13 protein-coding genes are annotated in these 14,213 nt (G+C 66.9%); 5 read left to right on the top strand and 8 right to left on the bottom strand.

Annotated elements, in window-relative coordinates:
• Positions 1–258: 258 nt before the first annotated feature.
• Complete coding sequence (locus MUU56_RS23240; RefSeq protein ID WP_244769638.1) at positions 259–906, top strand: L,D-transpeptidase; 648 nt, start codon at positions 259–261, stop codon at positions 904–906.
• A 35-nt stretch (positions 907–941) separates the two neighbouring features.
• Here MUU56_RS23240 and MUU56_RS23235 read toward each other — a convergent pair whose 3' ends face one another.
• From MUU56_RS23235 to MUU56_RS23220, 4 genes are all read right to left on the bottom strand, one after another.
• Entirely contained in the window at positions 942–1,703 is a 762-nt protein-coding gene (locus MUU56_RS23235) for a M15 family metallopeptidase (RefSeq protein ID WP_244769637.1), read from the bottom strand.
• A gap of 121 nt (positions 1,704–1,824) precedes the next feature.
• Positions 1,825–2,211: a hypothetical protein gene (locus tag MUU56_RS23230; protein WP_244769636.1), complete on the bottom strand. Its 387-nt coding sequence runs from the start codon at positions 2,209–2,211 to the stop codon at positions 1,825–1,827.
• Between the two features lie 78 nt (positions 2,212–2,289).
• Positions 2,290–2,898, bottom strand: a complete 609-nt coding sequence (locus MUU56_RS23225) for a pyridoxamine 5'-phosphate oxidase family protein (protein ID WP_244769635.1) — start codon at positions 2,896–2,898, stop codon at positions 2,290–2,292.
• A 73-nt stretch (positions 2,899–2,971) separates the two neighbouring features.
• Positions 2,972–3,880: an alpha/beta hydrolase gene (locus MUU56_RS23220; protein WP_244769634.1), complete on the bottom strand. Its 909-nt coding sequence runs from the start codon at positions 3,878–3,880 to the stop codon at positions 2,972–2,974.
• 47 nt (positions 3,881–3,927) lie between these two features.
• Here MUU56_RS23220 and MUU56_RS23215 point away from each other — a divergent pair, with 47 nt between their 5' ends.
• Entirely contained in the window at positions 3,928–4,407 is a 480-nt protein-coding gene (locus MUU56_RS23215; RefSeq protein WP_244769633.1) for a MarR family winged helix-turn-helix transcriptional regulator, read from the top strand.
• A 99-nt stretch (positions 4,408–4,506) separates the two neighbouring features.
• On the opposite strand, the gene MUU56_RS23210 is transcribed toward MUU56_RS23215, so the two are convergent.
• The 3 genes from MUU56_RS23210 to MUU56_RS23200 all read right to left on the bottom strand — a co-directional run bounded on the left by MUU56_RS23210 (position 4,507) and on the right by MUU56_RS23200 (position 8,161).
• The gene (locus tag MUU56_RS23210; protein WP_244769632.1) at positions 4,507–5,718 is read right to left on the bottom strand and encodes a low temperature requirement protein A; all 1,212 of its coding nucleotides are present in this window, start codon (positions 5,716–5,718) and stop codon (positions 4,507–4,509) included.
• A gap of 184 nt (positions 5,719–5,902) precedes the next feature.
• Complete coding sequence (locus MUU56_RS23205) at positions 5,903–7,729, bottom strand: monovalent cation:proton antiporter-2 (CPA2) family protein (protein ID WP_244769631.1); 1,827 nt, start codon at positions 7,727–7,729, stop codon at positions 5,903–5,905.
• Positions 7,730–7,786: 57 nt separating this feature from the next.
• The gene (locus MUU56_RS23200; protein WP_244769630.1) at positions 7,787–8,161 is read right to left on the bottom strand and encodes a gamma-butyrobetaine hydroxylase family protein; all 375 of its coding nucleotides are present in this window, start codon (positions 8,159–8,161) and stop codon (positions 7,787–7,789) included.
• 200 nt (positions 8,162–8,361) lie between these two features.
• On the opposite strand from MUU56_RS23200, the gene moaA reads away from it, so the two are divergent.
• Positions 8,362–9,348 carry a GTP 3',8-cyclase MoaA gene (gene moaA / locus MUU56_RS23195; RefSeq protein ID WP_244769682.1) on the top strand — a complete coding sequence of 329 codons (987 nt, stop codon included), beginning with the start codon at positions 8,362–8,364 and terminating at the stop codon, positions 9,346–9,348.
• A 22-nt stretch (positions 9,349–9,370) separates the two neighbouring features.
• The gene (locus MUU56_RS23190; RefSeq protein ID WP_244769629.1) at positions 9,371–10,018 is read left to right on the top strand and encodes a DUF1176 domain-containing protein; all 648 of its coding nucleotides are present in this window, start codon (positions 9,371–9,373) and stop codon (positions 10,016–10,018) included.
• A gap of 333 nt (positions 10,019–10,351) precedes the next feature.
• Here MUU56_RS23190 and MUU56_RS23185 read toward each other — a convergent pair whose 3' ends face one another.
• Positions 10,352–12,895 carry a methyl-accepting chemotaxis protein gene (locus MUU56_RS23185; protein WP_244769628.1) on the bottom strand — a complete coding sequence of 848 codons (2,544 nt, stop codon included), beginning with the start codon at positions 12,893–12,895 and terminating at the stop codon, positions 10,352–10,354.
• Between the two features lie 384 nt (positions 12,896–13,279).
• Here MUU56_RS23185 and MUU56_RS23180 point away from each other — a divergent pair, with 384 nt between their 5' ends.
• Positions 13,280–14,188, top strand: a complete 909-nt coding sequence (locus MUU56_RS23180; RefSeq protein WP_244769627.1) for a DMT family transporter — start codon at positions 13,280–13,282, stop codon at positions 14,186–14,188.
• Positions 14,189–14,213 lie beyond the last annotated feature (25 nt).

Genomic DNA, 14,213 nt, shown 5'->3' with positions numbered 1-14,213 from the left:
TTCTGGCCTCCCGGGTGGAACCGCCGCGCCCGCCACGCGTTCCAGACGCGGGAGGAACACGCCATGTAGACCGGATTTTTCGAACTGACGATGCTGACCGTCCTGATGCTGAGCAGCCTCATCTGGATCCAGCCCTTCTGACAGGGCGAGAGGCCTGTTCCCGCCGGAACATCGCGGCCGGCACCGCTGTCCTACAACGTCCCCATCAGAACAAGGCGCCGGGCATAAAGCCGCCGGCCGGAAACAGGGACCAGGACAATGAAAACGCTCGCCATCGCACTCTTCGCAGGCCTCCTTTCCACCGCAGGCGCAGCCGTCGCCGCCGACAGGGCGGTCGATCCGGTCGAGGTCGCCTCGCTCTCCTCCTCCACCCAGAAGACGGGCTGGCTGCAGGTCCTTTCGGGCGGCAAGCCGGTGAAGTCGGAGAAGAAGATCGCCGCCGTCTCCCGCGCGCCGATCGCCCGCGAGCTCGTCGCATTCGGCGAGAAGGTCGCGCCGGGCACGATCATCATCGACAATTCGGAGCGCCGCCTCTATCATGTGCTCGGTTCCGGCCTCGCCATGAAATATGCCGTCAGCGTCGGCCGCGAAGGCTTCCTGTGGACCGGCTCGGAAAAGGTGACGCGCAAGGCCGAATGGCCGATCTGGACGCCGCCGGAGGACATGCGCGCCCGCGAGGCGAAGAAGGGCAAGATCCTGCCGGTCTCGATGAAGGGCGGCCTCGAAAACCCGCTCGGCTCGCGCGCCATCTATCTCGGCTCGACCATCTACCGCATCCACGGCACCAACCAGCCCTCCTCGCTCGGCAAGGCGCAGTCGTCCGGCTGCATCCGCATGGCGAACGAGGATGTCGAGCACCTCTATGCCCAGGTCACGACGGGCACGACGGTCATCGTCCGCGATTGATGTCCCGGAAGAGGTGGGCGGCCCCCACGACCCCCTCAGCGGCAGGCGGAAGCGCCTGCCGCTTTCGCGATGGCGATGAGGTCCGGGCGATATTCGAAGTGCATCGTATCGTAGTGATACCAGCGCCCGCCCCAGACGAAGCCGTGCCGCTCGAAGATCTCGACGATCTCGAGCGGATATTTGTTGGCGTATCCCGGCACCTTGCCGGGCTTGCCGCCCGACCAGACCCAGTAGTCCGCGAATTTCGTGTTGAGATCGAGCGCCGCGCCGAAACTGTGCACGGACATGTTCTTCGCGCCGGAAACCTTGCGCCAGTTGAAGACGCCCGCCGAGGGCGAGAGATAGCGCTTCAGCTCCGGCCTTGCGGCAAGCGCGTCGCGCACCTTTTCCAGCGCCGCCGCGGCCCCCTGGCGCTTCGTCACGCGCAGCGTCTCGCCGAACCATTCCACCGGCACGAGATCGGCCGAGACCGCCCTCGCCGAGGCCCCGTAGAGCCGCATCATCAGCGCATCGCTGCGGATGCGGCCGGGGTCGAAATCGACCTCCGGCGTCCTCTCGCAGGCGCCGAGCGGGTAGATCTGCCGAAGGCTGTCCTCGACGTCGCCGGTGGCCAGCGCGGTCTGGTGGTCCTTCGTCCTGCCGTCGTCGATCTGAAGCGGCGGGCCGCCGTCCTTGAAGAGGAGCGTGTTTCCCTCGACCCCGGCAAGGCTTTCCGGATAGGCGGCCACCAGCAGCTCCAGGCGGGCCGCAAGATCGGGCTCCGCCGCACCGGCCGGCGACGCGGCCAGCAGGAGCACGGCCGCAGCGAGGCGGCGGCTGGAGCATTTCCAGCAAAAGTGCGAAGCGGCTTTGCGTCCGGAAATGCGGAAAAACAAAGGGTTAGAGCGTTTTCGCGATTCGGAGAGAAGCGGAAATGCTCTAGTTGACCGAGATGTTGATATAGTCGCCTCCCGCGCCGCGCCAGATTTCGACATGGATCTGCACATCGCCGTCGAGCAGCCGGCGGGCGGCGCTGCGCTCGATGCGGCCGGCGCGGATCATGCGCTCGGCAAGCTCGCGGTTGCGCGGGGACGCGAAGAAGCTGTCGAGGTCGTCGCCCGGCTGGCGCACGCCGAAGCGGTGCACGTTGGCGCGGTCCTGGCGGATGACCTGCCAGGGCTGCGTCAGCCGCTCGTTGCTGGAATTGTAGAGATCGTCCTGGCCGATATAGGCGCCGTAGCTCTCGATCAGCTCATCCGCCCTGGCCGCGCCGGCCGAAACCGCAAGCACAGCGGCAAAAGCCGCCGCAAGAAGTCCTTTTCGCATTCCCTGCTCCACTTTCCGGCCGAGGCCGATCATTGTCGAAGACAAGACGGGCGACGACGGCTGGATATTCGCCGGCGTTCACCACATGGACTTGGCGGCGCGGCCCGGCCATTCCCGGTCATAGGCAGCGCCGTCAAAACCCTTCCTGGCCGACGCGAGCATCTGCCCGACCGTCGGCAGGCACGCCGTATCGCGGAACTTTTCCGGATTCCAGAGGTCGGCGCGCAGCACGGCGCGGGCGCATTGCGAATAGACCTCCTCGATGGTGATGACGACGACGGAGCGCGGATGTTTCCCGTCCATCACGAAGCGCCCGGTGATCTCCGCATCGATGCGCACCACGGCGCGGCCGTTGAGGCGCATGGTCGTGTTGGAGCCGGGAATGAGGAACATCAGCGCGACGCGCGGATCGCGCACGATGTTGGAGAGCGAATCGATCCGGTTGTTGCCGCGCCAGTCGGGCAGCATCAGCGTGCGCTCGTCCTCGATATGGATGACGGCGCCGGCATCGCCGCGCGGCGAGCAATCGAGCCCTTCCGGCCCGACGGTGGCGAGCGCCATGAAGGGTGAAGCCTCGATCATCGCGCGGTATTCCGGCAGCAGGTAGTCCGTCACCTTGACGAGCGAGGCCTCGCCCGGCGCGCCGTAAAGCGCGTTCAGTTCCTCGACCGAAGTGACGATGCTCATGCCTGTCTCCCGTGCTGTGCGCCCGCTGCGGCGCTTCGCACCCTTGCATGACAGGCGCGTGACGGAAAGCCCGTCAGGCGGCGATGCGCGCCGCATCCTCGGCAAGGAATTGCACGATGCGGTCGATCACCGGCTCGGCGGAGACGATGCGGCGATGGCCGAAACCGTTCGCCCATTCGAGCGTGACATTCGGGCCGGAGGCGGCGTAGCGCCGGGCGTGCAGCGCCGGCACCTCCTTGTCGTCCTCCGCATGGAGGACCAGCATGGGGGATTTCAGCCGCCCTGCCCCGTTGGCCGCGTCGAAGGCCGAAAGCGGCGCACCGGCGATGCGCTCCACATGGTTCTCCAGCGCGACCTGCGCCTTCGGCCCGAGCTTCAGGAAACGGCCGAGGTCCTTGAACAGCCAGGTCATCTCGCTCGGCGAGCCGATCGTCACCAGCCGGCGCGGCCGGTGCGCCGGCACCGACGGCACGAGGCCGCTCGCCGCACAGGCGAGCGAGGCCCCGCCGAAGGAATGGCCGCAGAAATAGTCGAAGCCGCCGAACCGTTGCCAGGCCGCGTCGATCGCCCGGACGGCCATCGGCAGCGTCAGCGTGCGCCCGCGCGCGGCACCGTGCCCCGGCAGGTCGAGCGCCACGACCTCGTGGCCGGCGGCCACGAGCGCTTCCGTCAGCGCCGAAAGATAGGCCGCGCGCGAGCCCCAGCCGTGCACCACGAGCACCCGGCCGGAAAAGCTCTGGCACGGGCGCGCGGCGAAGCGGTGCGCAATCGCCCTGCCGCCGGCAAAGGCGAGCGGCACGCGCTCCGCCTGCCGCATCCACCCCTCGGAACGCGCGAAAAGCTCCTTCTCCTTCGCCGTGCGCGGCCGGCGGCCGGGCGTCGTCGCAAAGAGGCGGAAAGCGGCGCGGCCGGCCGCATCCGGGGAAAACCGGGCGACGCCGGACAGCGCCAGGCGGATGACCTTCAATCCAAAGGATGCCATAGTGGGAATCCATAAAAATGTTCAATACTGAACAATAAAGTACAATGATGAACAAAAATCAAGCCTTCCCCTGGGATCATCCGCGCTTTCGCAGCTGGATCGGCGTGGCGCGCGCCTGCCAGCTCATGCAGCAGGCGATGAGCCGGGCGATCGCCGGTCTCGGCATCAAGCCGCCGCATCTCGACATCCTGGTCAACCTCTACCGCTTCGACGGCATTTCCCAGCAGGAATTGGCGCGAAAGCTGCTTGTCGGCCGCTCCAACATGAGCATGCTGCTGCCGCATCTCGAAAAGCGCGGCCTGATCGAGCGCAGGGCCGATGCGAAGGACAAGCGCGTGCTGCGCCTGTCGCTGACAGAGGCCGGCCGCAGCCTCACCGAGGAGGCGATGGCCATCCAGACCGGGCTGATCGAGCGCGCCCTCTCCCCGACCCCGGCGGAGCGCTGCCTGCAGGTGGCCGAAGCGATGGAAGACCTCATCCACATCCTCCAGACGATGGATGCGGACGACGAGCCGGACGATGCCTAGAGCAATTCCAGCAAAAGTGCGAAGCGGTTTTGCGTCCGGAATTGCGTAAAAAACAAACAGATGGAGCGTTTTCGGGATTGGAAGAAAAGCGGAAATGTCCTAGACCGTCGCGACGTCGTCCGCAGGCGTCGATTTCAGCGACAGGAACTCCCAGAGCGCGACGCCGAGCAACACCGCGGCAGCGGCCATGAAGAGCTGGTAGGGCTCGACGAAGGGCACGATCGCCGAGAGCGCGAGCAGCACGCCGATGCCGGCGAGATGCGACAGCGGCCAGCGGCCGCGGATCGCCGCCTTGAACCAGATGTTGCCCGAAAGGAAGACGACCGGCCCGCCGATGATGGCGCTCGCCGTCTTGGCGTCGGTGGCGCCGTGCGGATGGGCGAGCGCGAACTCCTCGGCCACCGCCGACAGGATGATGCCGGCGACGATAGGGATGTGGGCATAGGTGAAGGCCATGCGCGCGATGCGGCCCGGCGTTGCCGAATGCTCGATGAGATGCGCCGCCTCGCCATGGCCGAAGCGGAAATAGATCCACCACATGGTGGCGGTCGAAAGGAAGGCCGTCGCGAGCAGGATGATGGTGAAACCGTCGAGCAGTTCCATCCCCGCGACCGTGCGGCCGGTGACGAGGATCGTCTCGCCAAGGCAGATGATGACGAAGAGCGCGCAGCGCTCCGCCATGTGCTCGCCGGAGACCTGCCAGTCGCCGAAGGCCGAGCGCCCGAGGCCCGGCACGACGAAGCCGAGTGCCGGCGAGACATATTCGATGCCGAGCGCGATCAGCCAGAGGACGAGCCGCGCCTCCTGCCCGGCAAGGCCGCCCGCCAGCCAGAACACGGCGGAAAGCGCCGTCCAGACGGTGATCCGCGTGAAGTTGAGGCTGTTTTCCGGCCAGTCGCGCCGCATCGCGAAGGCCGTGAAGGCCGAGCGGCCGACTTGCATGGCGACATAGGTGAGCGCGAAGAGCAGGCCGCCGGCGCCGAAGGCGGTGGGGATGGCGATGGACAGCATCAGGCCGAGGAACATCAGGGCGAAGAGCAGGAGGCGTACCGGCGCCTTGTCCGGGTCCAGCCAGTTCGTCGCCCAGGTCGTGTAGATCCATACCCACCAGACCGCCAGCGTCAGCATCGCCGCCTCGGCAAGGCCCAGCAGCGAATAGTGCGCCGCCAGCGAATGGGAGAGCTGGATGATCGTCAGCACGAAGACGAGGTCGAAGAAGAGCTCGGCGAAAGCCACCTTTCCTTCCTGCGCGGTGCCGCGCGCCCGCAGGAAGGCGGAATGGGCGAAACGGTCGTCGGTCGTCGCCGTCATGGCGGCGGTTCCTTTCGCTCGAGGCGTGAAGACAAAGAACTAGAGCGTTTTCGCGATTCGCGGAAAAGCAAAAACGCTGCCGGCAGACGTCACCCGTAAAGACCGGAATGCCCGGCCTCGACGCAGCGCCGCCATCCGCGTCATGGCCCCGCGGCAGGCATCGGCAAGCCGAACCGGCAGCCTCTCAGCCGGCCTCTTCCTGCTCGTGGCGATGCCGCTCTTCTTCCGCCGCTGCGCGTTCGCGCGCGGTGCGCGCCGCGACGATGTCGGCCGGCTGGGCGTTGCCGCGGATGAGCTGGCGGCCGGCATAGATGCCGCCGACCATTTCCAGCTCCAGCCGCTCGCGGTCGACGTCGCGGAATTCCTCCACCACCTCGGCGGCAATATCCTCGTCCTCGCCCAGCGCCTTCAGCGTCTCGCGGCTGAACACCAGCGCCGATTCGAAGGTCTCGCGGATCTGGAAGTCGACGCCGGCATGGACGAGGTCGACGGCATGGCCGCGGTCGTAGGCGCGCGCCAGGATCGGCACGAGCGGGAACTCCTCGCGCACCACCTCGGCGATCTTCACCGCCGCCTCCTTGTCGTCGAGGCAGATGAGGATCGCCTTGGCGGTCGAGGCGCCGGCGGCATGCAGGATGTCGATGCGCGCGCCGTCGCCGTAATAGACCTTGAAGCCGAAATCGGCGGCGTCGCGCACGAACTCGGCATCCTTGTCGATCAGCGAGAGCGTGTAGCCGCGGGCGAGCAGCGGCTGGCTGACGATCTGGCCGAAACGCCCGAAGCCGATCATCAGCACCGTGCCCTCGACATTCTCCGGCAGGGTAAGCCCCTCGGTGGACGGCTGCTGCTTGGGCACGATGCGGTCGTGCAGGATGACCATCAGCGGCGTCAGGACCATCGAGATGATGATCGTCGCCGTCAGGATGGCGTTCTCCTCGCCGTTGAGGATGCCGGCGGAAACGGCCGCGGCATAGAGCACGAAGGCGAACTCGCCGCCCTGCGCCATCAGCACGGCGCGCTCCAGGCTTTCGGCATGGCAGGTGCCGAGAAGGCGCGCGACCACATAGATCAGGAGGAGCTTCGCGATCATGTAGCCGACGACGCTCGCCACCACGAGCTGCCAGTTGGCGGCGATCACGCCAAGGTCGATCGCCATGCCGACGCCGAGGAAGAAGAGGCCGAGCAGGATGCCGCGGAACGGCTCGATATCGGCCTCCAGCTGGTGGCGGAAGCTCGATTCGGAGAGCAGCACCCCGGCAAGGAACGCCCCCATGGCCATGGACAGGCCGGAGACCTGCATGGCGAGCGCCGAGCCGAGCACCACGAGCAGCGCCGCCGCCGTCATCACCTCGCGCGCGCCGGAGGCCGCCAGCACCCGGAAGAGCGGGTTGAGCAGGTAGCGCCCCGCCAGCACCAGCGCCACGATGGCGCCGATGGCGATGCCGATGGAAAGCCAGCGGTCGGAGGCATCCGTCGCCGCCGCCCCCGTGCCGAGCAGGGTGACGATCGCCAGCAGCGGCACGATGGCGAGGTCCTCGAAGAGCAGGATCGCGATGATGCGCTGGCCCTTCAGCGTCGACATCGTGCCGCGCTCCTGCAGCATCTGCATGACGATGGCGGTGGAGGTGAGGACGAAGCCGGTGCCGGCGACGAAGGAGGGAACGAGCGGAAAGCCCATCGACACGCCGATGCCCGTCAGCGCCGCCATGGCGCCCATGACCTGGATCGCGCCGAGCCCGAATATGTCCTTGCGCATGCCCCAGAGCCGGGAGGGCTGCATTTCAAGCCCGATGATGAAGAGGAACATCACCACGCCGAGTTCGGCGACATGGATGATCGCCTGCGGATCGGCGAAGAACCCGAGCCCGAAGGGGCCGATCACCAGCCCGGCGGCCAGATAGCCGAGCACCGAGCCGAGGCCGATCTTCTTGAAGACCGGCACGGCCGCCACGCCTGCTGCCAGGAGCACGACGACCTGGGTGAGATCATTTGCATTCGCTTCGCCTGCCAAGGGGCATCTCCCGTTCGTTTGGGGGTGGACGCTACCTTCGCCAGGCAGTCCGACATGTTACCGCGGTTTCTCCGAAATATCGCGGCTCATGCCTTTCTCCGCAAGCTCGCGCTCATAGGCGGCGAACAGTTCCGCGCCTTTTTCCCCGAGTTCCCGGAGATAGGACCACGTATAGATGCCGGTATCGTGAAGGTCGTCGAAGCCGATGCGCACGGCATAGTTGCCGGTCGGCGTCATCGAGATGATCGCGACATTGCGCTTTCCCGGCACCGTCACCTTCTGGCCCGGCCCGTGGCCCTGCACTTCCGCCGAGGGCGAGAGCACGCGCAGGAGCTCGGCGGAAAGATCGAAGCTCAAGCCGTCGTTGAAGGTCACGACGAGGCGCTGGCGGTCCTTCGAAACGCGCAGCTCGGTCGGCCACAGATCGCTCATCTCGTTTCCTTTCCATCTGTTTTCGCGAAGGACTATGCGCCAGATCAAGGATGCGCAAGGCGCAAAATGCTGTCATAATCGCCGCACCGGCTTGACGCCGCGCCCCCGGCGCACGACATGTCGGCAATGGAGGACGTGTTTTGAATTCGTATGCAGGCCCGCTGGGTGGCGCGAACCCGATCGCGCAGTCCGACGCACCGATGATCGACCCCTTCGGGCGCGCCATCACCTATCTGCGCGTATCGGTGACCGACCGCTGCGATTTCCGCTGCACCTATTGCATGGCGGAGAACATGACCTTCCTGCCGAAGAAGGACCTGCTGACGCTGGAAGAGCTGAACCGGCTCTGTTCCACCTTCATCGCCAAGGGCGTGAGAAAACTCCGGCTGACCGGCGGCGAGCCGCTGGTGCGCAAGAACATCATGCATCTCGTGCGCGAACTCGGCCGCCAGGTGCATGACGGGCGCCTCGACGAACTGACGCTGACGACCAACGGCTCGCAGCTCGCCCGGCACGCGGCCGAGCTTGCCGATTGCGGCGTGCGCCGCATCAACGTCTCCCTCGACACGCTCGACGCGCAGAAGTTCCGGACCATCACCCGCTGGGGCGACCTCTCCAAGGTTCTGGAAGGCATCGACGCCGCGCAGGCCGCCGGCCTCCATATCAAGATCAACGCCGTGGCGCTGAAGGATTTCAACGACCGCGAGATCCCCGATCTGATGCGCTGGGCGCATGGCCGCGGCATGGACCTCACCCTCATCGAGACCATGCCGATGGGCGAGATCGAGGAAGACCGCACGGATCGCTACATGCCGCTGTCGGAGATGCGCGCCCGCCTCGAAGACGGCTTCACCCTGACGGAGAACGCCTACCGCACCGGTGGCCCGGCGCGCTACGTCACGGTCGCCGAGACCGGCGGCCGCCTCGGCTTCATCACGCCGATGACGCACAATTTCTGCGAAAGCTGCAACCGCGTGCGCCTCACCTGCACCGGCACGCTCTACATGTGCCTCGGCCAGAACGATGCGGCGGACCTGCGCCTGCCGCTGCGCGCCTCCGACGACGACGCCCTGCTCTCGCAGGCGATCGACGAGGCAATCACCCGCAAGCCGAAGGGCCACGATTTCGTCATCGACCGCCGCAACCGTCCGGCCGTCGCCCGCCACATGAGCGTCACCGGCGGCTGACCCCGCCAAAAGCGAGGTTTTGGTGAACGTCCCGGCCCTCCTCCCCGCCCTCCTCCTTGTCGCCGCCCTACCCTCTCTCGCCCTTGCCGCCGAGCGGCCGGAGGGCATCGCCGCCGCCGAGGCGATCGCCAGGGCCGCCCTCGGCGCGGATTGCGACATGAACGGCATGGAGGACGTGCCGATGGCCGGGCCGGAGGCGGAAGGGTTCGGCCACGCCCTCTACCGCTTCGCCTACAAGCCCGGCTACGACCCGAACGGACCCGACATCGAGGCCGAGATCTACCAGCTATTCTGCGGCTCGGGCGCCTACAACATCCGCAACGCCTTCGTCCTGAAGACCGGCGACAGCGACACGCCGAAGCTCATCGCCTTCGCCACGCCGCACCTTGCCTATGAATATGCGAACGAGGAGAACAGCCGGCTGGCCGCCGACCCCAGGATCGACGGCTTCCGCGCCACCGCCCTGCTGGTCAATGCCAGCTTCGACGAGAAGACCCGGACCATCACCAGCCACACCGCCTGGCGCGGCATCGGCGACGCCTGGGACAGTGGCGAATGGGTCTTCCGCAACGGCGATTTCAGGCTGACCCGCTTCGAGTTCGACCCGACCTACGGCGACCCGGACCCGACGGTGCCCAAAAGCTACGTGGTCTACGAGGCCGGCAAGTAAGGGAATGGCGCAAACGAAAACGGCCGGGCCCCCACCGGCCCGTGAGACTGCCGAGAAAGTCCCGCAAACCTCTCCTCCGTAAGGCTAGGGCCTGACCCGGGTGCGGCTGAGGATCCTCGGCTCAAGGCCGAGGATGACGTCGGTGGGTGGGAAAAGGTTTGCCGACCCGTTGAAAGAGCCGAACGACCCTCTTTGCTCACCGGCAGGACCACCGCCCTCTCCCCGTCATGGTCGGGCTTGACCCGACCATCCACGCTCCGGGTCCGGCGACGGATCCTCGGCTTACGGCCGAGGCGACGGAGGGCGTTTGTCGTCAAACGGAAAGCGTGCCCGTCACGCCGCGTCGTGCTGTCCGTAATAGCCGCCCTCGCGCGTATCGAGGTCCCGCGTCTTGAAGTGGTCGATCTTCTGGTTGAGGACTTCGACGCGGTGGCGCAGGCCGTGGATCTCGGCCGTGTTCTCCTCCACCATCGCCGCGTTCTGCTGCGTGATGAGCTCGACCTGGTGCACCGCCTGGTTCACCTCGTTGATGCCGTCATACTGGGCGGCGGCGGCCGCCTCGATCTGGCCGACCAGCGCATGGATCGAGGAGATGTGCTCGTTGATGACGGTCAGCGCCTCGCCGGTCTCGGTGACGAGCGCGACGCCGTTCCTGACCTGCGCCGAACTGTCGGAGATCAGGCCCTTGATCTCGCGGGCGGCACCGGCGCAACGCTGGGCAAGCTCGCGAACCTCCTGCGCGACGACGGCAAAGCCGCGGCCCGCCTCGCCGGCCCGCGCCGCCTCGACGCCGGCATTGAGCGCAAGCAGGTTGGTCTGGAAGGCGATCTCGTCGATGACACCGATGATCGTGCTGATCTTCTCCGACGACCGGTTGATCTCGCCCATGGCGTCCACCGCCTTGGCCACGACCTCGCCGGAGCGTTTCGCATAGCTGTGCGTCTCGTCGACGGACACCGCCGTCTTCTGGGCGCTTTCGGCCGTCGAGCGCACGATGTCGGTGAGCTGGCGCAGCGCGCGCGAGCTCTCCTCCAGCGCCGCCGCCTGCTGTTCGGTGCGGCGGGCGAGATCGTCGGCGGAGGTGGCGAGGTTGCCCGTGCCGCCGTTGATCTCCATCGTCGTCGCGCGCACGTCCGACAAGGTGACGCGCAGGGCCTCGACCGCATTGTTGTAGGTGCGCGCCATCGCGACATATTCGGCGGCGAGCGCCTCCGTCATGCTTTCCTCCAGGTTGCCCGCGGCAAGCTGGCCGAGCACGTCCGACAGGGCCGTCAGCGCCTCGGTCTGCTCCGCCTCGATGCGGGCCTGCTCGCTGGCGCGGCGCGCCTGCTCCTCGGCCGTCATCTGGCGCTGGGCCTCGGCCTCCTGCTCCAGCCGGATGTTTTCCCGCGCCGCATCGCGGAAGACGGCGACCGAGCGCACCATGTCGCCGATCTCGTCGCCGCGGTTGCGGCCGTCGATGCTGATGTCGAGGTCGCCGCTCGCCAGCCGCGACATGGCTTCCGTCACCCGCTTCAGCGGGCCGCGCAGGGTTTCGACGAGCATCAGGCCGCCGATGATGGCGAGCAGCGTGCCGGCGACCATGGCGATGATCGAGACGTTGGCGGAGCGCTGGCTGTCCTTCTTGCCCGCCTCCTGGGCGCTGGAGACGAACTGCTCCAGCGTCTGGCTGGCATCGGCGACGGAGGCATAGGCGGCGACGCGCGCGGCCTGCCACTTCTCGCCGACGGAGATGAGGTCCTGGGTGCCCTGCTCGATCCTTGCGAGCGACGGCGCGAGCTTCTGCGAGAGGTCGCGCAGGGCGGCGTTCTTCGTGCCGAGCTTGGCAAGCTCGGCGGCGCTGCCGGCAACGGCCTTCACGTCCGCCAGCACCGCGTCGCGGCTCGGCTGGTCGAGCTTGCGGTGCAGCTCGCTGATGTGCAGGCGCGTCTCGTCGATGCCCTTGAACGTGTCGCCCATCAGCGTGATCAGCGTCTTCAGCAACGCGATCTCCGCATCCATGCCGACGAAGCGCTTTGCCGCCGTGTCGGAATTCTTGCCCGCCTCCTTGAGGAAGTCGGCGTCGAACTTGGCGAGCTTGCCGAGCACCGGCACGAACTTCGCCTTCTTGGCGTCCGCGTCGTCGCTGCCGGCAAGGATATCCTTGATCGCGGCCACCTCCGCCTCGAAGGGCTTGATCTGCTCCAGCGCCTTCGGCGAGGCGATCGCCTTGGATTCGTCGAGCTGCTTGAGGAGCTGCGGCAGGTAGGTCGTCGCCGCCTTGACCTTGTCCTCCGCCTTCATCGCCAGCGCGACGGGCTTGCGGAACTTGCCGATGCGCTCGGCAAGCCCCTGGTAGGCGGCGGCGTCGAACAGCAGCGCCTTGGCGAAGGCTTCCTTCTCGCCCGATTCGTTGCGGATGACGCCGATCTGCTTTTCGGCGAAGGCCCCGTCCCTGGCCATCGTCGCCAGCGCCTCCTCCAGCCCCGCCGTCACGGCGTTGCGCTCCTGGTCGATCGACCAGAGCGTTTCGCTCTGCCCGCGCATGGTGCCGGCCAGCGCCACGACCGAGGCGATCTTCGCCTTCTCGGCCGCATCGGGCAGAAGGGCGTCAAGATCGTTGATGCCGGCCTCCTGCTCGTCGATCCGCACCCCGAGCGCCGCCCGCGTCTCCTCGCCCGGCTTGTCGACGAAGTCCTGCAGGCCGGTTCGGAGGTTCTGGAAATGCGACAGACTGTTGATCGTCTCGCGCGTCACCGTCATGTGGCCGTTCAGCGTGCTCGCGGTGAAATAACCGACGAGGCCGATGCCCGCGATCAGCGCGACGAGAGGAATGACGAACAGCAGCACCTTGGTGACGATGCGGCGCTGCTGGAGCAGGCGGTCGATGAAGGACATGGGTTCCCCGACGTTTTATGACGACCAAGATCCCGTCGGGTGTTCCTCAAAGCCGAAGCGGCCGCTCGGGCTCGCAACGCGAGCGCGGCCGGCATCCGATACCGGGGCTTCGGCCGATCTTGCATCAGGCGGCCCGCCCCCACCCGTCGCATCATGCGATCGCTCATTGGGATGACGCAACGATAGGTGGGGAAGCTTAATGAATTCCTTCGGCAAAGCGGCAGAAATTCAAGCTGTTGCGCCGGAATCATCATACTTTCTGCCCAATTTTCATCCAGTCGCCGCTTCGTGCGGCAATCACCCCGTTTGTTCCACCCTCCATGGTGGTGGAATGCGGCGGACAATCCGCCTAAGAAGAACGAAGACACGCCTAGAATCACCTGCATGACCCCCACCGCCAACGCCAAGGGCGCCCTGTTCATGGCCATCGCCATGGCCGGCTTCACCTGCAACGACGCGCTCGTCAAGTCCGTCACCGGCGCCATGAACACCGGCCAGATCCTCTTCGTGCGCGGCCTGATGACGACGGTGCTCGTCGTCGCCATCGCGCGCTGGATGGGGGCGCTCGGCTCCTGGCGGGTCGTGCTGCAGCCGGCCGTCGCCCTGCGCATGGCCGCCGAGATCATCGCCTCCCTCGCCTATGTCTCGGCGCTCGGCGCCATGCCGCTCGCCAACACGGCCTCGATCCTCCAGGCCCTGCCGCTCGCCGTCACGCTCGGCGCGGCGCTCTTTCTCAACGAGAAGGTCGGCTGGCGGCGGTGGCTGGCCATCATCGCCGGCTTTGCCGGCGTGCTCATCGTCATCCGCCCCGGCCCGGAGGGCTTTTCGCTCGCGGCGGTCTACGTCATCGCCTCGGTCGTCGGCGCTGCCGCGCGGGACCTCTGTACCCGCCGGATCGACCGCGCCGTGCCCTCACTGTTCATCAGCGTCATCACGGCGGTGTCGATCACCGTCACCGGCGCCGTGATGATCGTGCCCATGGGGGGCTGGCAGCCGGTCTCCGGCGAGGCCTTCGTCCGTCTCGCCGCCGCCAGCGTGCTGCTGCTCGTCGGCTACCAGACCATCGTCATCGCCATGCGCACCGGCGAGATCTCCTTCATCGCGCCCTTCCGCTATACGAGCCTCATCTGGGCGATCGCCATCGGTTTCCTGTTCTTCGGTGAAGTGCCGGACTTCTGGATGACCGTCGGCGTCATGATCATCGTCGCCTCCGGCCTCTACACCTTCTCGCGCGAGAACCGCCGCCAGGTGGCGGAGGCCGTGGCGCAGGAGTCCAAACCCGAATCCCCCTGACAGGGTTGCGGCCCGCAGCCGCACC

The sequence above is a fragment of the Shinella yambaruensis genome (assembly GCF_022899355.1).
Classification (GTDB): Bacteria; Pseudomonadota; Alphaproteobacteria; order Rhizobiales; family Rhizobiaceae; genus Shinella; species Shinella yambaruensis.
Note: the sequence above shows the minus strand (reverse complement) of the source record. Positions and strands in the feature narration are given on the sequence as shown.